The 19,630-nt window shown below is 64.9% G+C and carries 18 protein-coding genes; 8 read left to right on the forward strand and 10 right to left on the reverse strand.

All coding sequences use genetic code 11. The annotated features are described in order from the left end of the window. The first annotated feature begins 96 nt into the window (after positions 1–96). On the forward strand, positions 97–870 hold the full coding sequence (locus AC2FLM_RS17120) for an aspartate/glutamate racemase family protein (protein WP_234218845.1): 774 nt from the start codon (positions 97–99) through the stop codon (positions 868–870). Positions 871–1,078: 208 nt separating this feature from the next. After that, entirely contained in the window at positions 1,079–1,975 is an 897-nt protein-coding gene (locus tag AC2FLM_RS17125) for a sulfotransferase domain-containing protein (protein WP_496859264.1), read from the forward strand. A gap of 234 nt (positions 1,976–2,209) precedes the next feature. On the opposite strand, the gene AC2FLM_RS17130 is transcribed toward AC2FLM_RS17125, so the two are convergent. The 3 genes from AC2FLM_RS17130 to dctP all read right to left on the reverse strand — a co-directional run bounded on the left by AC2FLM_RS17130 (position 2,210) and on the right by dctP (position 5,171). After that, the gene (locus tag AC2FLM_RS17130; RefSeq protein WP_234218842.1) at positions 2,210–3,547 is read right to left on the reverse strand and encodes a TRAP transporter large permease; all 1,338 of its coding nucleotides are present in this window, start codon (positions 3,545–3,547) and stop codon (positions 2,210–2,212) included. 27 nt (positions 3,548–3,574) lie between these two features. Next, positions 3,575–4,078 (reverse strand): TRAP transporter small permease, encoded by a 504-nt coding sequence (locus AC2FLM_RS17135; protein WP_234218840.1) that lies wholly within the window; start codon positions 4,076–4,078, stop codon positions 3,575–3,577. Between the two features lie 64 nt (positions 4,079–4,142). Beyond that, entirely contained in the window at positions 4,143–5,171 is a 1,029-nt protein-coding gene (dctP, locus tag AC2FLM_RS17140; RefSeq protein WP_234218839.1) for a TRAP transporter substrate-binding protein DctP, read from the reverse strand. Between the two features lie 207 nt (positions 5,172–5,378). Here dctP and AC2FLM_RS17145 point away from each other — a divergent pair, with 207 nt between their 5' ends. Together AC2FLM_RS17145 and AC2FLM_RS17150 are read left to right on the forward strand one after the other, a co-directional pair. Beyond that, positions 5,379–6,458, forward strand: coding sequence for an NAD/NADP octopine/nopaline dehydrogenase family protein (locus AC2FLM_RS17145; RefSeq protein ID WP_496859265.1), 1,080 nt, complete (start codon positions 5,379–5,381; stop codon positions 6,456–6,458). A 1-nt stretch (position 6,459) separates the two neighbouring features. Further along, entirely contained in the window at positions 6,460–7,443 is a 984-nt protein-coding gene (locus AC2FLM_RS17150; RefSeq protein WP_496859266.1) for a 3-hydroxybutyryl-CoA dehydrogenase, read from the forward strand. Positions 7,444–7,527: 84 nt separating this feature from the next. Here AC2FLM_RS17150 and AC2FLM_RS17155 read toward each other — a convergent pair whose 3' ends face one another. The 7 genes from AC2FLM_RS17155 to AC2FLM_RS17185 form a co-directional block, all read right to left on the reverse strand. Beyond that, entirely contained in the window at positions 7,528–8,532 is a 1,005-nt protein-coding gene (locus tag AC2FLM_RS17155) for a pyridoxal phosphate-dependent aminotransferase (protein ID WP_496859267.1), read from the reverse strand. Between the two features lie 134 nt (positions 8,533–8,666). Further along, positions 8,667–10,055 carry an FAD-dependent oxidoreductase gene (locus AC2FLM_RS17160; protein WP_496859268.1) on the reverse strand — a complete coding sequence of 463 codons (1,389 nt, stop codon included), beginning with the start codon at positions 10,053–10,055 and terminating at the stop codon, positions 8,667–8,669. Next, positions 10,039–10,902, reverse strand: coding sequence for an isocitrate lyase/PEP mutase family protein (locus AC2FLM_RS17165; RefSeq protein WP_496859269.1), 864 nt, complete (start codon positions 10,900–10,902; stop codon positions 10,039–10,041). The genes AC2FLM_RS17160 and AC2FLM_RS17165 overlap by 17 nt, the downstream gene beginning before the upstream one ends. Further along, a complete protein-coding gene (locus tag AC2FLM_RS17170; RefSeq protein WP_496859270.1) occupies positions 10,899–11,519 on the reverse strand; it encodes a cysteine hydrolase family protein in 621 nt (206 codons plus the stop codon). The genes AC2FLM_RS17165 and AC2FLM_RS17170 overlap by 4 nt, the downstream gene beginning before the upstream one ends. Further along, positions 11,516–13,582, reverse strand: coding sequence for a hydantoinase/oxoprolinase family protein (locus AC2FLM_RS17175; protein WP_496859271.1), 2,067 nt, complete (start codon positions 13,580–13,582; stop codon positions 11,516–11,518). Before AC2FLM_RS17175 ends, AC2FLM_RS17170 begins: the two co-directional genes overlap by 4 nt. Beyond that, positions 13,579–15,273 (reverse strand): hydantoinase B/oxoprolinase family protein, encoded by a 1,695-nt coding sequence (locus AC2FLM_RS17180; RefSeq protein WP_496859272.1) that lies wholly within the window; start codon positions 15,271–15,273, stop codon positions 13,579–13,581. Before AC2FLM_RS17180 ends, AC2FLM_RS17175 begins: the two co-directional genes overlap by 4 nt. Further along, positions 15,270–15,836 carry a tautomerase family protein gene (locus AC2FLM_RS17185; protein ID WP_496859273.1) on the reverse strand — a complete coding sequence of 189 codons (567 nt, stop codon included), beginning with the start codon at positions 15,834–15,836 and terminating at the stop codon, positions 15,270–15,272. The genes AC2FLM_RS17180 and AC2FLM_RS17185 overlap by 4 nt, the downstream gene beginning before the upstream one ends. A 93-nt stretch (positions 15,837–15,929) precedes the next feature. Here AC2FLM_RS17185 and AC2FLM_RS17190 point away from each other — a divergent pair, with 93 nt between their 5' ends. From AC2FLM_RS17190 to AC2FLM_RS17205, 4 genes are all read left to right on the forward strand, one after another. Then, on the forward strand, positions 15,930–16,748 hold the full coding sequence (locus tag AC2FLM_RS17190) for a GntR family transcriptional regulator (RefSeq protein WP_496859274.1): 819 nt from the start codon (positions 15,930–15,932) through the stop codon (positions 16,746–16,748). After that, entirely contained in the window at positions 16,745–18,151 is a 1,407-nt protein-coding gene (leuC, locus tag AC2FLM_RS17195) for a 3-isopropylmalate dehydratase large subunit (protein ID WP_496859275.1), read from the forward strand. The genes AC2FLM_RS17190 and leuC overlap by 4 nt, the downstream gene beginning before the upstream one ends. Continuing rightward, a complete protein-coding gene (gene leuD / locus AC2FLM_RS17200) occupies positions 18,151–18,768 on the forward strand; it encodes a 3-isopropylmalate dehydratase small subunit (protein ID WP_496859276.1) in 618 nt (205 codons plus the stop codon). Before leuC ends, leuD begins: the two co-directional genes overlap by 1 nt. A gap of 151 nt (positions 18,769–18,919) precedes the next feature. After that, complete coding sequence (locus AC2FLM_RS17205; RefSeq protein ID WP_234218820.1) at positions 18,920–19,627, forward strand: ABC transporter ATP-binding protein; 708 nt, start codon at positions 18,920–18,922, stop codon at positions 19,625–19,627. Positions 19,628–19,630 lie beyond the last annotated feature (3 nt).

Here is a 19,630-nt window from a genome sequence, read left to right on the forward strand (position 1 = left end):
TTGCGAGGCTCTGCCTCGCGCTCTGGAGTATTTTGAACCAGAAAGAAGCAGGAGCATGCGCACGGCTTGCACCGGCGCGGGTCAGGGAGGAAGGCGATGAAACTCTGGTATCAGAGCTATGTGGATTACGAGAACGGGGCAGAGTACTGGGACATGCTGGGGCCGCATCTGGACGCGGTGTCGGCGCAGGACACACAGGTCGATATCCGCGGGATCACGCCGTTTGACAGCTATGCCCATCCGCTGGTGGAATTCCGCTGCGCACGCGAGATGATCTGTAACGCGATCCGGGCCGAGCGCGAGGGCTATGACGCCTTCATTGTCGGCCATTTCCAGGATGCGGGCCTCTACGAGGCACGCTCGGTTGTGGATATCCCGGTGATTGGCCTCGGCGAGGCGACCATGCTGTGGTGCTGCCAGATGGGCCAGCGGCTTGGGATCGTCACCATCAATCCGCGCTTCATCCCGTGGTTCCATCACCAGATCGGTAAATACGGGCTGCGCGAGCGGGTCTCGGGCGTGCATGCGATGACCTTCGAGCCGGGGCAGATCCTGGGCGCCTATGGCGATGCGGACAAGGCCGCCGAGGTCAAGCGCCTGTTCGAGGAACAGGGTCGCCCGCTGGTGGCGGCGGGCACCGATGTTCTGATCCCTGGCGGCGGCATCCCGATGCTGCTGTTCTCGCAGTTCCATGATCATCAGATCGACGGCGCGCCGGTGGTCAACGGCATTCCGATCGCGGTCAAGATGGCCGAGATGGCGGTGGGTCTGAAACGGCTGACCGGGCAAGGGGTGAGCCGGGTAGGCGATTACACCAAGGCGCCGGATCATATCATCGAAGAGTTCCTGACCCATCCCAAGGGGCTGTGAGGCTACGGGGGGGCTGGCGGAGGCAACGGTACGCCCACTTCATATTGCGACACGTTTTGCGGCCCTTTGCGGGCATTGATCCCTAAGAGGCAGCGGGCGGATTTGGGCCCATAGTCGAGGTTGTTCACCTCATATCCCTGACGCTCAAACTGCTTTGCGGTTTGATGCTGGTCGACTAACGTGGGGTTACGGACTTGGGGGAAGCCAAATGCAGACAGTCCAAACAGAACGTCTCCGCGATTATCTCGGCCCGGTCACGAATACCGACATATGGGATGAATTTCAGCTGCGGCCCAACGATGTGATTGTTTGTACGCCCCCTAAATGCGGCACGACATGGACGTTGAATATCGTCATGATGCTGATACATGGCAGGGTCGTTCCGGATGCCGGCAACAGAGAAGAAGCGCCTTGGCTCGATTGCGGATTTCGCGACCGAAAAGCAATCGCCGCAAAACAAACCAGCCTGACGCGTCGGCGCTGCCTCAAAAGCCATACGCCCATGGACGGCATCTCATATGGTTCAGAGCCGACCTATCTCGTTGTGTATCGTCATCCGGTCGATGCCCATTTCTCCTTTCGGAGCCATGTTGAGAACATGAAAGACGCGGGTCCTCTATTAGAGATGTTCCCCGACGATATCCCGGCAGGTTTCAGCAGGTTTGTTGAGGGACCACTGACCGATACGGGCACGGATGATCTTACAGTGCGCTCCATCATACATCACTACCAGCAGGCCAGAGCGCGTGAGGGGAAGGGAAACGTGCATTTCTTCCATTACGCCGATCTGAGCAAAGATCTGCACGGACAGATTGCGCGGCTTGCCCGAATTCTGGAAATCGATTTGACACCGGAAACTCTGGCTGCGCTGACAGAGGCAAATACGTTTGCCAACATGCGCAAGGTCGCCGAATCCAGCGAAAGACGCTTTCACAAAGAGTCGCCCTTCGTCGACCAAGCGAAGTTCTTTGCGTCCGGCACATCCAACAAGTGGGAAGGCCGCCTAAGTGACAATGAACTCGCACGCTATCATGAACGTTGCGCTTCGCTCCTGTCGCCCGAGGACGCTGCCTGGTTGAACTGGGGGGATCAACGCGAACCTTGAGGTTGTCGTCATTTGATCTGACGCTTCGGTCATATACAAACGCTTAACAGAGGCTTCGTCCCGCTAGGCATTGTCAGGAGAGGCGGCCAGCGAATGTCCTTTTGGTCAGCAATGAGGCCGCTCCTTTATCTCGCTGCGCATGCCGGGCTCTCAAGCGGTGCACTGGAGCCCCCCCGCGATAAGTGGGCTCCAGTCGATTGACTTACGCGCGCTTTGGCCGGTTGCCTGTAACCGCTACTGCCCCAACCCCGGAAGCCAGAGCGCGATACCGGGGAATATGATCAGCAATGCCACCAAGAGCATCGAGCAACCGATGAAAGGGATCGCCGACACGTAGATGTCGCGCATGCTGGTGCCCGGGGCCGAAACGCCCTTCATCACGAAGAGCAGCAGGCCGAAGGGCGGTGTGGTGAAGCTGATCTCGAGCGCGAGCAGCACGATCACCCCGAACCAGATCAGGTCGAACCCCAGTGTCTGCGCCAGCGGAAAGAAGATCGGCACGGTCAGCAGCATCATGCTGAGCTGGTCCATGAACATGCCCAGAACCAGCAGGATGGCGAACATGATCAGGAGCATCGTGGTGGGTTCCAGGTCGAACCCGGTGGCCCAGCGGATCAGCCCCGAGGAGGCCCCGGAGAAGGCCAGGAGCGCCGAGAAGGTGGCCGAGCCGAAGATGATCAGCAGCGCCATGGTGGTCACCTTGAGAGCGCCGGCCACGGATTTGACGATCCCCTCCCATGTCAGCGAGCGATAGAGGGCTGCCAGCACGACGACGCCGAGGCAGCCGAAGGCCGCGCTTTCCGACGGTGTGGCGATGCCGAACATGATCACCAGGATCACGCCGATCACGATGGACACCATCGGCAGGATGTCGACGAAGAGCAGGCGCATCTTCTCGGTCCAGCTGGAGCTTTCGACCTCGTAGGCGGGGGCAGCGTTGGGGTCGTATAGCGCCATGCCGAGGATCATGACCGCGTAGAAGATTGCCAGCATCAGGCCGGGCATGATGCCTGCGATCAGCAGGTCGCCGATATCCAGTTCTGCCAGCGTCGCCAGCAGCACCGCCAGCGCCGAGGGCGGGATCAGCATCGCGAGGCCCCCAGTGCCCAGGATCGGGCCAATGGCCATGTGCTTCTTGTAGCCGCGTTTCTGCATCTCGGGCACCATCAAGGAGCCCAACAGCGCGGTGGAGCCCATGGATGACCCCGAAAGCGTGGCAAAGGCGGTGCCGCCCGCCACGGTGACAAAGGACAGGCGCGCGGGCAGCTTGCCCATCAGTCGGTCGACCGCGCCGAACATGCGATTGGCGAGGCCGGTGAAGAAGAAAATCTCGCCCATCAGCAGGAACATCGGCACCGGCATCAGGTTGAAAGAGGTGACGGTGGGGATCGCGTTGTTGGCCAATTGCCCGATGCCGCGCGCCATCTGGCTGGCGATATCGCCGCGCCCGCCCATGAAATAGGCCGCACCGATCATGTTGGCCGCGAGAAAGGCCAGCGCCACGGGAATGCCGAGCGCCATGAAAAACAGGATCATGCCCAGCAGAAAGACGAGCGCCTCATACCATTCCATTGCCTGCGCCTCTTTTGCTCTTGATTGTCATTCGTGCACGCCCGCTTCGCCGGTATGCATGGTCACGGGGCCAAAGACGAAGCGGAGAAACTGTGCCGCCATCAGGCCGAACCCGATCGGCATCGCGCCCAGAAGCAGGTATTTCGGCATATCGAGGCTGCGCATCTCGGCATCGCCAAAACGCCAGGCTCGGGCCGTTGCGCCCCAAGTGTACCAGACCAGCGTCAGGCAGATCACGACACATAGCGCCGAGATCACCCGGCTATAGGATCGCTGCATCCGGCGTGGCAGCGCCGCGCTCAGAAGTTCGATAAAGACGTGCCCCCGGTGGCGGACCAACCAGGGCGAGGCGGCCATCACGATATAGAGCAGGCCGAATTCGGTGAACGTGAAGATATGGCTGGACCAGGACCCGGACAGGTTCAGTGTACGCGCCATCGCGCTGATCACGATCCCGAACATGATCCCCACAAGGTAGATACCGGCCAATATGGCCAGCAGGTCGCAAATACGGTCGATCAGACGCATCATGTCCTGGCTCTGTTCGTTGGGGGCAGGCCGCCGCTTGGGCGCGGCGGCCTGCCTTCAATCAGTCTTATTCGTCCAGAGCATAGGTCTTGCGCAGGGCCTTGTAGGTCTCGGCACCGGCGCCGCCGCCGTCAATACGCTCGTACATCCGAGCCCAGGCGGAGTCGTCTGCCATCTTGCGATAGACCTCGCCCGCCTCGGCGGAATGAGCGACGAAGGTCATGCCGCCATCGGCAAGGGTCTTGGCGTCGGCGGCGACTTCCGCCTGACGGTCGGCATAGGACTTGCCCTCCCACTCGATCACGACCTCTTCGATCAGCTTCTGGCTTTCTGGCGAAAGCGCGTTCCAGGCGTCGAGGTTGAAGATCACGCCGATATCGGTGTTGTAGAAGGTGGGATCGACGCGGTATTTCAGGAACTCGTTCCACTTGAGCTGCGGAATGCCGATCTCGGTCCAGGCCGCCGCGTCGACAACGCCCTTTTCAAGCGCCGAATAGACTTCGGTTGCCGGCATCGAGGCGGTGGTGGCGTTCAGCTGCTCGAAGAACGCATGATAGATCGGGTTGTCGCGCAGCTTGACACCGGTCAGGTCCAGGATGCCATCGTCACGGAACTTGGGCTCGCTGTTCATGTAGATGTGGAACTTGATGCCGCCATCGATCCAGCCCAGGTGGCGGACGTTGAAGCGCTCTTGATGTGCCTTGTCCATCAGTGCAGCGCCGCCATTGGCCCGGGCCTCCATCGGAGTCACGCGCGAGGCGACCATTGCGTCGATCTCGGGCACGTTGGCGCCATAGAAACTGCCGGGCGTGTGCACCATGTCGACCACGCCGTCACGCACGGCGGCGGGTTGCTCGAACATGCCGATCGCCTCGGGGCCGCCGCGTACGTCGATCTGAACGACGCCCTTGCCGCGCTCGTTGATATCCGCGACCATTGCGAGAAAGGTCTTGGTGTAAACCAGAAACTCGGGGAACGCATGGACCGCGCTGACCCGGTCCTCGGCCTTGGCCGACATCGGGGCAGCCATGACGGCGATTGCAGCCGCCGCCATCAGATAAGTGGCTTTTCTGGAAAGCCCGCTGAAGATTTTCATGTCACAACTCCCTGTTGATCCGACGGAGGATAAACCGCCTTCTGTCGGGCGGTACATTCCTTAAGGTGAAGTTAGGTCGGTCTGCCCCGACTTCTATGCATTTTCATGTAAGACCGGCCATCGGGCCCAATGCAATAGAAATATCCTTGATATATGATTTTTCATGTATGTAATCTGCTCCAGCAACTATCGGTGCGGGAGAGGGCGATGGAGATTGCAGTTCTAGGCGGTGGCAACGGCTCGACCGCCGCGGCGGTTGATCTGACAACGCAGGGACACAACATACGGTTCTGGCGCAGAAATGCGTCTGCGCAGGCAGAGCTGAGGGCGCGCGGCAATGTCATCACACTCAACGATTTCGAGGGCGCGCGTCCGATTCGCATTTCAATTGTCACGGATGACATCGGCGAAGCAATCCGAGGCGCCGATCTGATCGTCTGCCCGACACCTGCCACGGCACAATCCGATATCGCGGCGGCCATGGCACCGCATCTGGCGGACGGACAGGTCGTGTTTCTTCCGCCGGGCAGCTTTGGTAGCTGGATAATGGCCGACATCGTTCGCAAGGCCGGGAACCATGCCGACGTCAGCTGGGCCGAGACCGGCACCCTGCCTTACCTGACGCGGCTGCACGGCGCAGATACCGTTGCCATCACCACCCGCGCCACCCGCCTGCCGACCGGGGTCTATCCGATGCGTAATGCGGAACATGCGCATTCGATCCTTGCGCGGGCCTATCCTGCGGTCGAACCGGCGGGCGATGCGCTGTCCGGGGCGCTGATGAACGCAGGCCCCATCATCCACCCGCCGCTGATCACAATGAACGCAGGCCCGATCGAGCATTTCGACCATTGGGACATTCACAACGAGGGCACCCAGCCCGCCATCCGTCGGGTCACCACGCGGCTTGATGCCGAACGTATTGCCGTGCGCGAGGCACTGGGCTATGGCGCGCCGCATTTCCCGCTGGCCGATCACTATGAAACCTCGGATTGGATGTACGGCAACCTCGCCCATGACAAGCTGGTCGACAGCGGCGATTGGCGCGAGCATCTGGTGCTGACCGAGCATCGCTACATGCGCGAGGATGTGGCGGTGGGGCTGGCCTTGCTGGTCTCGGTCGCCGATTGGGCCGGGGTGCCCGCGCCCACGGCGACGGGGCTGTTGGCGCTGGGCTCGGCGATCTGCGACGACGATTTCCGCCAGAGCGGCCGGACATTGGAGAAACTCGGGTTGGCCGACATGAACCGCGCCGCTTTGCAGACCATGCTGCGGGACGGGGCCTGAGATGGCGGCGCGGGAAACCATCGCCGCTGTCGGGGCAGGGAGAATGGGCCGGGGCATGGCCGTGGCCTTCGTCTATTCCGGCCACCCGGTCCGCCTGATCGACGCCAAGCCGCGGCCGATGGCAGAGTTCGACCGGCTCCGGGCCGAGATACGGGCTGAACTGCGCGCGACCTTTGCGCTGATGGCAGATGTGGGGTTGATGCAGGCAAACGAAGCCGAGGGCATGCTGGCCCGTGTCGAGGTCATAGGCCACGACGATCTGGCGACGGCGCTGGCCGGGGTGCCCTTCATCTTCGAAGGCGTGCCCGAGACGCTGGAGGCCAAGCGCGAGGTTTTCGATCTCCTGTCGCGCCACGCGGATGCAGATGCGGTGATCGCCTCGACCACCTCGACCATCCTGTCAAACGACCTTCAGGGGTTTGTCACCCCGCCCGAACGGTTCCTCAACGCCCACTGGCTCAACCCCGCCTATCTGGTGCCGCTGGTCGAGGTCTCGCCCGGCGATGCCACCGATCCGGCGATAACCGCCCGCCTGATCGACCTGCTGGAGCGGATCGGCAAGGTGCCGGTTACCTGTGCCGCCAGCCCCGGCTATATCGTGCCGCGTATCCAGGCGCTGGCGATGAACGAGGCCGCGCGCCTGGTCGAGGAAGGCGTTGCCAGCAGCGCCGATATCGACAAGGCCACGAAATACGGCTTCGGCTTCCGGTTCGCGGTGCTGGGCCTGTTGGAATTCATCGACTGGGGCGGCGGCGACATCCTCTACCACGCCAGCCACTACATGACGCGCGCTACCGGGCAAGGCCGGTTCGCCGCGCCCGATATCATCGAGTCCAACATGGCCGAGGGCCGGCGGGGCCTGCGCGACGGGCGTGGTTTCCTCGACTATGACGGGCTCGATGTCGCCGCCTATCAGAGGGAGCGTATCGGCGCCTTTGCCGCCATGCTGCGCCATCTCGACAAGATGCCGGTCAAGGGCGACTAGATCGGAGGCGCATCCCGCATCCTGCTTCTTTCTGGTCAAAAATACTCAAAAGGCACCGGTGCCGCCCGCGCCGTCGTTGCAGGTTCATCCCTGCCCGATGAACCTGCGGATACTCTCCAGCAGCAGATCGTTATGCGCGGGCAGCGACAGCGAGAAGCGGAAGAAAGCCTCCAGCCCCGCCTCGCGAGTGCGGTTGACGACGATCCCGGCATCCGCGAACAGATGCTCGACCAGCGCCTCGGTCCGGGCCGCATCGCCGTCCCGGAAACGGGCCATCAGAAAGTTGGTCCGGCTTGGGGGCACGACCAAACCCAACTGTCCCAGTGCACCGGCTAGACGCGCGCGTTCGGACACGATCTCATCGACCCGCTGCTGGATCGCCTCAGGGTCGGCAAGACCCGCCACCGCCCCGGCTTGCGCCAAGGCATTGACCGTGCCCATGCCGCGCGCGGCATAGAGGACGGGGACCATCCACGCGGGGGCGTGGCACCAGCCAACGCGCGCCCCGGCGAGGCCATAGGCCTTGGAAAAGGTTCGGGTGACAACGATGTTTTCCTGGCTTGCCGCCAACCTGTGAACCGCCGCGCAATAGTCGGGTGCGGCGAACTCGCCATAGGCAAGGTCAAGCACCAGCACGACCTGCGCAGGCAGGTCGCGGGCGAGCCGGGAAAGCGCCTCCATTTCCAGCATGGTGCCGGTCGGGTTGTTCGGATTGGCAAGGAACAAGAGCCGGGTGCGATCGCTCACCCCTGCCAGCAGGGCATCGACATCGCTGGTGTAGTCACGTTCGCGCGCCTTCACCAATGTCGCGCCCACCCGGTTGGCGGTCAGGGCGAACTGGATATACCCGAACTTCGAGATCAGGATCTCGTCGCCGGGCCGGGCAAAACAGCGCGCGACAACGTCGAGCAACTCCTCCGACCCGTTGCCGCAGACGATCTGCTCGGGGTCCAGCCCATGCGCCGCGCCCAAGGCATCGCGCAGCGCGTCACAATGCGGGCTGCCATAGGATTGCGCCCGCGCGGCGGTTTCGTCCATCGCGGCGCGGATCGCGGTCAGCGGTGGATAGGGCAGCTCGTTGAAGCCCATGTTGATGACCGGTAAGCCCTTGGGCTGTGGCCTGCTGATGCGACCCCGAATGGGCATCGGGGCAAGATATGGCGTCGGTCGCATGGGCTCCTCGGTGTTGTTTTGCTATAGGAGATGGCGATTTGCTGGCAGGTTCAAGACACAGCCTCGCGACACGATCCCGCGATCCAGCCCAGCACCACCGCGCTCAGCAAGCCGTTTCCGGACAGATATCCGCTGTCGCCGCTGCCCGAGACGCCACAGGCCGCGCCGCCGCCCGCGAATAGGCCGGGAACCGGCGTACCATCACGGCGCAGCACGCGCGCCTGCGTATCGGTGCGCAGCCCGCCCTGGGTGTGAAACAGCGCCCCCGTCACCCGCACGCCGCAATAGGGCGGGACAAGTGGCAGTGTCGCGAATGTCCGCCCGAATTGGTCCGTCTTGTCGCGGGGCAGGTCGCGCAGGGTTTGTGCCAGCGTATCTGGCGGCAGGCCAAGCAGGTGTGCCAGTGCTTCGGGCGTATCGGCCTGCCGGATCGCGCCTGCGGCTTCGGCGCGGCGGAAATCCTCGAACTGGCGCGCAATACCCGCGATACGCGCGTCGAAGATTGCAAAAGCTTCGCCTCCGGGTTGCGCCATCACCGCGCGGGCGGCTTCGGAATAGCCTTGGCTTTCATCCCAGAACCGCTCCCCGTCGCGGTTCACTTGCACACCGCCCGAGGTGATCACCGCCCAGGTGATCAGGATGCCGTGCGGATGGGCGACATTGCCATGCCCCTGATAGGCCCCGAGGTGTTTCAGATCGGCCCCCAACGCGGCGCCCCACAGCACTGCCTCTCCCCGGTTGCCGTCATGCCCGAACCAGAGCGCCTCGTGGATCTCGGGCATGTGACGGCCCACTAGCGTCCGATTGCCACCAAACCCGTTGCAGGCCAGGATCAGCCGGTCGCAGGCGATGGTTTCGCCGCTGCCATCGGGGCCAAAGACCGTGACACCGCGCACCCGGCCGTCTTCCATATGCAGGATATGCGCCCGCCGGGAACAGATGATGTCTATCCCCTGCGCCTCGCAGGCCTGACGCAGCGCGTCGATCAGCTCTTCGCCCGAGCGGCCGGGCAGGCCGTGCATCCGGCGGCGGCTGTGCCCGGGATAGTCGAAGTCGGTGACAACCGAGAAGGGCAACCCATGTTGCTCGGCCAGCCAGTCGATGACCGCTCCGGCCCCTGCGGCCAGGGTTTCGACCAGATCAGGATCGTTCTGACCCTTGGCCTTGGCCTGGATGTCCTGCGCGAAGAGTGTGGCGCTGTCCTCGATCCCTGCCGCGCGCTGCATCGTGGTGCCGGGCGCTGGTATCAGTCCCGCCGACAGCGCGGTCGAGCCGCGCGGCAGGGCGTCGGCCTCGACCACCAGAACCTCTTGCCCCGCTTCGCGCGCCGCAAGCGCGGCCACCAGCCCGCACGCCCCGGCGCCGATGATCAGCGTCTGGCAAGCGATGTCGAAGCGCGCGGGCGGCGGCGCGATATGCGGGTCACTGTCCGGGGTCATAGCGTTTGCCGCGCTTCAGCATTTCACCGGTTCCGATTACCTCGTTCAGACCGGCAAAATCATACATCCTGTCCCGGAACGGCGAGGTGGTGCCATGGGCACGCAGGCTGGTGTAATAGTCGTGCGCCGTATGGGCGAGCGCCCGCACGATGCCGCCGGGAAAGATCACGAGGCGAAAGCCCAGCGCCTGCAACGCTTCGGCCGAGCGGATCGGCGTCGCCCCGCCTTCGACCATGTTCGCCAAGAGCGGCACACACGCCGCGAACCGTTCAGCGATACCTGCGAGTTGCGCCTCGCTCTGTGGTGCCTCGACGAAGAGCACATCGGCCCCGGCGGCCAGATAGGTCTCGGCCCGCGCCAGCGCCGCGTCGAAGCCTTCGACCGCGATCGCATCGGTGCGCGCGATGATAAGCGTCTTGTCGGACCGGCGCGCGTCGGCCATGGCGGCGATCTTGCCCGCCATTTCGGCGGCCGGGATCAGCGCCTTGTCCTTCAGGTGGCCGCAGCGCTTGGGATAGGTCTGGTCCTCGACCTGCAAGGCCGCAGCCCCGGCACGCTCGTACAGGCGCATGGTGCGCTGGGCGTTCAGCGCGTTGCCGAAGCCGGTATCGGCGTCGATGATCACCGGCAGGTTGGTGCGGTCGGCGATCAGGGTCATCGTCTCGGCCATCTCGGTCACCGAGGTCAGCCCGATGTCGGGCCGCCCAAGCCGGGTATAGGCCACCGCCGCGCCGCTCAGATACAGCGCCTCGAACCCCGCCTGTTCGGCGATCAGCGCAGTCAGCCCGTCATAGATGCCGGGCGCCAGCACGATGCCATCCCCGGCCAGTCTTGCCTTGAGCGTCACGGCGTGCCCTCCAGCCAGCGCAGCGCCTCGGCGCAGGTCATCTGATGCGTGACGGTGCCCAGCGACAGCAGGGTGGCGTCATGCACCTCGCCCTTGAAGGCGGCGCAGCCGTCGCTCAGCATCACGGTGTCGATATCGCGCAGATGTGCGTCGCGCAGGGTCGAAGCGACGCCGCCATTGGTGACAATGCCGCCGACGATCAACTGGCGGATGCCCATCGCGCGCAGGATGTATTCCAGTCGGGTCTGGTAGAAGGCGGAATAGGCCACTTTCTCAACCGTGAAGTCTGCGGGTTGAAGCGTATCGACCAATTGGTGCCCGAAACTGCCGGGCGCGAAATCGCCCTGAGTGAGGAAGGGGCGCAGCGCCTTGAGATGCGGTGAGATCAGGGGTTCGCCACCCGGTCCGGGGACCAGCGTGAACTGGGCCGAGATGTATAGCCCGCCCTTTGACCTCAGCGCCCGCGCCAGCGGTGCGATGCGGGCGGGCAGGGCGGCGATGGCGGCGGCGCCCTGACCGGCCCGGCCATAGGCGCCCTCGGGATGCAGAAAGTCGTTTTGCAGGTCGATGGTCAACAGCGCGGTCTGCGCCAGGGTCCAGCCTTTTGGATCACTCATGCGCCTGCCTCTGGTCCGGTTTCGATGATGACATTGCCCAGAGGGTCGACCCGGCCCACAAGGCCCGGTTCGATCAGCACGGTGGTGTCCGGCTGTTCCAGGATCGCGGGGCCGGCGATCTCGGTTCCGACCGGCAGCGACAGCCGGTCATAGATCGCGGTTTCATGCCAATCGGAGCCGAAATGCACCTTGCGAGAGGATTTCGGCCGGGCCGGGTCTGTCACTGTCGGGGCAAGCGTGGCCAGGTCGAACTTGGGCCGCTTACCGGTCACAGCACTGCGCAGGTTCAGGATGCGCCGCACCCCGCCGGGCAGGAGACGCCCGAAGGTGTCGCGATAGACACTGTCGAAGGCCGCGGCGATCTGGGCTTGCGTCGGCGGCTGTACCTTGCCGTCTGCCACGCTCACCGGGATCGGCACGGATACCGTGTGTGTCTGACCGATATAGGCCATGTCGAGCTCGAAGCTCGCTTCGCGCGCCTCGAAGCGGGTGCCGGCGGCCTTCAGCATCGCCATGCCACGGTCGTGGTGATCCTGCATCACCGCGCCCAGCATGCCGGTATCCAGCCCGTCGAGCATCGCGTTGAGGGTCTGCACGAAATCCTGCCGCATGTCGGCGATGACGCAACCCAGTGCCGAGGTCACGCCCGGATAGCGCGGCACGATGGCGCGCGCGATCCCGACCTCGGCCAGCATCGCGCCCGCATGCAGCGCACCGCCGCCGCCAAAGGGCATGAAGGCGAATTTCTTGGGGTCGAAACCGCGCTCGATGCTGACCAGCCGCAAGGCGCCGGCCATGCGCGAATTGGCCACCCGCAGGATCGCCTCGGCGGCGGCCAGAGTATCGAGGCCCAGCGGCTGGCCGACATGGAGGTCGATGGCGCGTGCCGCTGCCTCGACGTCGAGGCGCGCAAGCTTGCCGCCAATGGGGTTGTCGGGGTCGATGCGGCCCAGCACCACATTGGCATCGGTCACGGTGGGGCGATCATTGCCCAGCCCATAGGCCACCGGCCCCGGATCGGACCCCGCGCTTTCCGGACCGATGTTTAACAGACCTCCCTTGTCCACCCAGGCGATCGAGCCGCCGCCCGCCCCGATGGTGGTGATCTCGATCATCGGGGTCCGCACCACCATGCCGAAATCGATCGAGGTCTGCGGCGCCAGCATCGAGCGCCCCTCGGCGATCAGCGAGACATCGAAACTGGTGCCCCCCATGTCGCCGGTGATCACGTTGTCGAACCCGGCCGAGCGGGCGATATAGCCCGCCGCGATTACCCCCGCAGCAGGGCCAGACAGCGCCGTGCGGATCGGAAAGCGGCAGGCGGTGTCCACATCCATCACGCCGCCATTTGACTGCACGATCATGAACTCGCCGCCGAACCCGCCCTTGTCCAGCGCCGCCCCCAGCCGCCCCAGATAGCCCGAGACCTCGGGTTGCAGATAGGCGTTGAGCGCGGTGGTCGAGAACCGCTCGTATTCGCGGATCTCGGGCAGGATTTCCGAGGAGGCGGAGACATGTTCGTTGGGCCAGATCTCGCGCAGGGCAGCCACGGCGGCGGCCTCGTTGGCGGGGTTGGCATAGGCGTTGGCAAAGAGGATAGCGACAGCGATACAGCCCTGATCCTGCAATTGCCGGGCTGCGCGGCGCACCGCATCCAGGTCAACGGGTGTGCGGATGGTGCCATCGGCCAGCGTCCGTTCCGGCACTTCCAGCCGGTTGCGCCGGTCCACGACCGGTTCGAAATCGCCGCGCAACCCCCAGGTGCGGGGCCGGTCGCGGCGGCGCATCTCCAGCACGTCGCGCAAGCCTTGGGTGCAAATCACGCCCGTCCGCGCGCCCTTGCGCTCCAAGAGCGCATTTGTGCCCGCCGTGGTGCCATGCACCACCACGCCAACACCGCCGATATCGGCAACCGCCTCGGTGATGCCCTGAAGGAATCCCGATGACTGGTCGGGGCGCGAAGTCGGTACCTTGCCGACGCGGGCGGTGCCGTCGCTTTCGTCCAGCACAAAGATATCCGTGAAGGTGCCGCCGACATCGACGCCGATCATCTTGCCGCTCATCGCATGCCCTCACGCCAGGTTGAGCCATAGAGGCGGTCGGCCTCGGCCTCGCTCAGGAAATCGCGCACCACGTCCAGCGCCACGGCGGCCGGGTCGCGTTCGGCAGCTGGGCCATAGCCGCCGCCGCCGGGGGTTTCCAGCCGCACCGCCTCGCCCTGTTTCAGGCGGATGCCGCGCATCTTGGATACCAGCGGCGGGTGTGGCCAGTCGGCGCCCTGCTGGTAAGTGAAGACGTTCAGCGCCCCTTCCTCGCCACCGGCCACGCCCTTGGGCGCAAAGCGCCCGCGCTCGCCGAACAGGAACCCTTCGGCGCCGTTTTCCTCGAGCACCTCGATTTCATAGACCGCGCCCAGCCCGCCGCGATGCCGCCCCGCGCCTGCGCTGTCGCGTCTCAGCGCCCATTGCCGGAACATCACGGGATAGGCGGCCTCAAGGATTTCCAGCGGCGGGATGGTCGCGGTGGAAATCGGCGCATTGCCGTGGTTCAGCCCGTCGCTTTCGGGCGATCCGCCATGGCCGCCGCCGTAAAAGCTGAACATCACCCAGGGCTTGCCATTGCTGCGCCGCCCGGCGATGGAAAGCGCGTTGATGGTGCCGTAGGCATTGGCCACCACCCGATCGGGTACCGCCTGGGCAAAGGCACAGAATACCACGTCGATCATCCGCAGGATGGTTTCGGTATAGCCGCCGGTGGGTGCCGGAAATTCCGCCGACAGGATCGAGCCCTCGGGCACTGTGACCTCGATGGGCCGCATCACCCCCGCATTGGCGGGCAGCAGCGGGAAGATGTGCTTGATGGCTACATAGACCGTGGCGATCGTGGTGGGCAGCGCGATATTCACCGGCCCGGCACATTTCGGAGCAGAGCCGGTGAAATCCAGATGCATCCGGTCGCCCTTGATCTCCAGCGCCACCCGGATCGGCAGCGGTGTGTCGTCGATCCCGTCGTTGTCGAGAAAATCCTCGGCCTCCCAACGCCCGTCCAGAATGGTTGCCAGCTCCGAGCGCATCAGCCGCTCGGCCCGGATGCCCAGCGCGTCGAGCGCCGCATCGACCGTACCCGCGCCATATTCGTCCAGGAGTTCATCCATCCGACGCACGCCCAGATCCAGCGCGCCCAGCTGGCCGTTCAGATCACCCTGCGCCGATTGCGGCAGGCGGGTGTTGCGCAGCAGGATGTCGATGATGTCCTGGTTGACCACACCCGCGCGCGCCAGCCGCACGGGCGGCAGCACAAACGCCTCCTGGAACACTTCGGTGGCTGCCGGGTTGTAATTGCCCGGCACAGCGCCGCCTACATCATGCCAATGCCCGACCGAGGCCAGCCAGCAGAAAAGTTTCCCATCCCGGAAATACGGGCGCACAAGGCGCATGTCGCTCAGATGCGTGCCGCCGATATGGGCGTCGTTGAAGATGAAGATATCGCCATCTGCCAGGTCGCCATCCGCGGCGACCTTCTCGATCACCGCCTTAACGGCAAAGGACATGACACCGACAAAGATCGGCAGGCCCGATTTGCCCTGCACCAGCGTGTCGCCGGTTTCGGCATGGTAAAGCCCATGGCTGGCATCATGCGCCTCGGCGATGATCGGGTTGAAGGCGGCACGGAACAGGGTCGCGTCCATCTCGTCGGCGATCTGTTCCATGCGCCCGGCCAGAACCGAAAGCGTGATCGGGTCAATCTCGCTCATGCCCGCCCCCTTAGTTCGCCCATGTCGTTCCACACGTCCTGCCGGGTGATCCGGCCCGCCACCAGTTCGAACCGGTCGATGAAGCGGATGCCGGAAAAGGCGGTGCCATCCAGCCATTCGCCCGACAGCGTTCCCCGGCAGTAGACGACCGAGATGTCGCCCGCACCGGGCATGGCGTCGAACCCCTCATAGGTCTTGGTCACAAAGCTGTAGCGGGGACGCGCCCAGTCGATCAGCTCAGCAAGGTCGGTCATCGGGCCGGTGCCGGGGAAATACATGGTGAACCCGTCGCCCTGCATCGCGCGGGCGGCGTCCAGATCGCGCGCCTCCATTGCCGACAAATAGGCGCGCACCACCTCGGCCGGGTCGGGCAGGGCGGGGGCTGGGGTTTTCGTGTCGCGGCCGCGGTAATAGGCGTCGGGGGCCATTTCGTGGATCATCACCGTGACCCCATCCAGCGGCGCCGGCAGCACGAAGCGCACCGCATCCGTCAGCGCATGGCCAAGCCTTCGCTTGTCCTCTTCGCCATACCCTTTGATCAGGTGCAGTTCGACCACCGGCATAGCATCCCTCCCGCGGATGAAAGCTGTATCATTGATAATACATTTAACCGGGATATAGTCAGAGGCAATTCTTTCCTTTGGGTCGGGCCGAAAATGGCAGAGGTGCAGGCGCAGACAAGGGGCGGGGCGCGGTTACCCGCAGGCGCCAAATCGCGCCGCGTGTACCTGTCTCTCCTGGAACAGATATCGGCCGGGCGGTTGGGGCCGAGCCAGAAGCTGCCGGGCGAGGAGCAACTGGCCGAAGACTATGGCGTATCCCGTGTCACGGTTCGCCGGGCGCTGGACGCCTTGGCCGAAAACGGGCTGTTGTCGCGGCGCGCGGGCAGCGGCACCCGGGTCCGGCCCCGTGCGGCCGCGCCGCAGCCCGTGACCATGGATTTCTCGACTCTTCTGCCGCAACTGGTCGAGATCGGGCGCCGGACCGAAGTGCGGCTGTTGTCGAGCCGGATCGATCAGGCACCCGAGCATGTGGCGCGCGCATTGGGCCTGGCGCCGGGCGAGCCGGTGCAGATCGCCCGGCGGACCCGCAGCATCGGTGGGACAGCCTATTCGCATCTGACGACCTTCGTGCCTTCGCGTATCGCGGCGGGGATATCGGATGAGGATCTCTCGCGCGAGCCGCTGCATGTGCTGCTGGAGCGCAATGGCGTGAAAATCGCCGATGCGCGGCAGTCGGTGTCAGCCACTCTTGCAGGCCCCGAGGTGGCCACGGCGCTGGGCCTGCCCGAAGGGACCGCGCTGCTGTCGCTGGACCGGGTCGTGCGCGATGCCGAGGGGCGGGGGGTCGAATTCCTTTCCGGCCTCTACCGCCCCGACATGTTCCGGCTCGACATGAGTCTGACGCGTGTGGACCATGCAAGCGGCCGCTACTGGGAACCGGCCATCACCCCGCTGGAGGAAACACCCCGATGAACGCGCCGCTGACCCTGCTGGACCGGCTCTGGTCGATACACGAGGTGCATCGTGGCACGGATGGCGCATCGCTGCTTTGGGTCGACCGGCACCTGGTGCACGAGGGATCGCACCACGCCTTTGGCCGGCTGGCCGAGCGTGCCTTGCCGGTGGCCGAACCCGGCCTGACATTCGCGGTGGTCGATCACTATGCGCCGACGCGCCGGGCGGGTCCGATTGCCGACCCGGCGATTGCCCGGATGATCGAGACCCTGCGTGGCAACGCCACCCGGCATGGGCTGCGGCTTTTTGATCTGAACGATCCCGATCAGGGCATCGTGCATGTGGTCGGGCCGGAACAGGGGCTGACGCTGCCCGGCCTGCTGATCACCTGCGGCGATAGCCATACCTCGACCCACGGCGCATTTGGTGCGCTCGCCTTCGGCATCGGCGCCACCGAGGTGGCCCATGTGCTGGCGACCCAGACCATCTGGCAGCGCAAGCCGCAGGCGATGCGGATCACTGTCGATGGCACGCTGCCTGCGGGGGTGTCGGCCAAGGATATCGCGCTGAACTGGATCGCGCGGTTTGGCGCCGACGGGGCACAGGGCCACGCTGTGGAATATGCGGGCAGTGCCATTCGCGGCCTGTCGATGGAGGGGCGGATGACCCTGTGCAACCTGACCATCGAAGGCGGCGGGCGCATGGGCATGGTGGCCCCGGACGAGGTGAGTTTTGCCTATTTGCGCGACCGTCCTTATGCGCCCCGTGGCGATGACTGGCAAAAGGCGCTGCACAACTGGCACGCCCTGGCCAGCGATGCAGATGCCCGGTTCGACCGCGATGTCGCCCTCTCGGCCGAGGAGATCGCCCCCATCGTGACCTGGGGCACCAGCCCGGAGCAGGCCCTGCCCATCGACGCGTCCGTTCCGGACCCAGAAACCCTGCCGCCCACAAAGGTGCAGGCGGCGCGCGCCGCGCTCGACTACATGGGGCTGGCGCCGGGCCGTCCCCTGGCGGGTACGCCTGTCGACCAGGTGTTCATCGGCTCCTGCACCAATGGCCGGATCGAGGATCTTCGCGCCGCCGCCGCGGTTCTGGCCGGGCGCAAGGCGCGGGTGCCGGGGCTGGTCTCGCCCGGATCGGCGCGGGTCAAGGCGCAGGCCGAACAGGAGGGGCTGGACCGTGTGTTCACCGAAGCCGGGCTGGATTGGGTGGCGTCGGGCTGTTCCATGTGCGTCGGCATGAACGGCGATCTGGTCGCGGCGGGCAAGCGCTGCGCCTCTTCCACCAACCGCAACTTCCGCGGCCGCCAGGGCAAGGGCGCGCGCACCCATCTGATGTCGCCGGCCATGGTGGCGGCGGCGGCGGTGACCGGAACGCTGTGCGATGTCAGGCCATTGTTGCAGGGGAGGGCGATCTGATGGCCGGATGGAGCGCACAACGGGGCAAGGCGGTGCTGTTGCCGATGGCCAATATCGACACCGACCAGTTGATCCCGGCGCGGTTCATGTCGACCCCGCGTGCGCAGGGTTATGGCCGCTTCCTGCTGCATGATGTGCGCCGCACGCCGGGCGGAGAGCTTGACCCGGCCTTTCCGCTGAATACCCATCCCGACGCCTGCATCCTGATCACCGGGCGCAACTTTGGCAGCGGTTCGTCTCGCGAGGCAGCGGTCTATGCCCTTGTCGACGCCGGGGTGCGCGTGGTTGTGGCGCCGAGTTTCGGGGATATCTTCGCAGGCAATGCGGTGAACAACGGCTTGCTCCCTGCGCTTGTCACCGAGGCTGACGCCGAATTGCTGTCCAAGGCCTTGTCGACGCGTGCGGGGCAGGGCGTCGCCGATCTCGCGTCCCGGGTGTTGACGATCGACGGGGTGTCGGTGCCGTTCCAACTGGACGAGGTCTGGCGGACCAAACTGCTCAACGGCTGGGACGATATCGACCTCACCCGTCAGCACGCGCCGGAGATAGCCGCCTATCGAGCGCGGCTATTGGCCGAGCCCGGCCGGTTTCCATCGCGGGGAATGGACCGCTCCTAGGGAACGGTTCCTGGTATGCGATGTATCGCCGCCACCCCGGCCCAAGCCGGTCCACCAACCTTGCCGTATCGCGCCTTGCGGTCCTAGACTGGTCCGCGACGGGCCATGTCGCCGGACGGGGACGGCCTGAGGGCAGCCGAAAGGTGCGGTCTTGACCGGGAACACGTTTACCATTCGAAACCTCAGGAAGACCTATGGTCAGGGTGAAACCGCCGTCCACGCCCTGCGGGGTGTCAGCCTCGACATTCCCGAGGGAGAATTCGTGGTCCTGCTGGGCGCGTCGGGCAGCGGGAAATCGACCTTGCTCAACATCATCGGGGGGCTCGACCGGGCCAGCGAGGGCACGGCGCAATTCCGCGATCGCGAGCTGACCACCATGTCGGACAGCGAGTTGACCCGCTATCGGCGTGACCATGTCGGCTTTGTCTTTCAGTTCTACAACCTGATGCCCAGCCTCACCGCGCGCGAGAATGTCGAACTGGTGACCGAGATTGCCCGCAATCCGATGGAGGCCGACACCGCGCTGGCACTGGTGGGGCTGGCCGAGCGGGCCGACCACTTTCCCGCCCAGCTCTCGGGCGGTGAACAGCAGCGGGTGGCGATTGCCCGCGCGGTGGCCAAACAGCCCGAGGTGCTGTTCTGCGACGAACCCACCGGCGCGCTGGACAGCACCACGGGCCGGGCGGTGCTGAAGGTGCTGAAAGAGGTGAACGAGCGGTTGGGTGCCACGGTTCTAGTGGTCACCCATGCGGCCTCGCAGGCGGCAATGGCCGACCGGGTGATCCGGTTCGGCGACGGGCAGGTGATCGAGGTCAAGGTGAACGAGACCAAGCTGACCCCGGAGCAGATCGAATGGTAGGGG

It is taken from the genome of Ruegeria sp. SAZD011 (genome assembly GCF_059612545.1).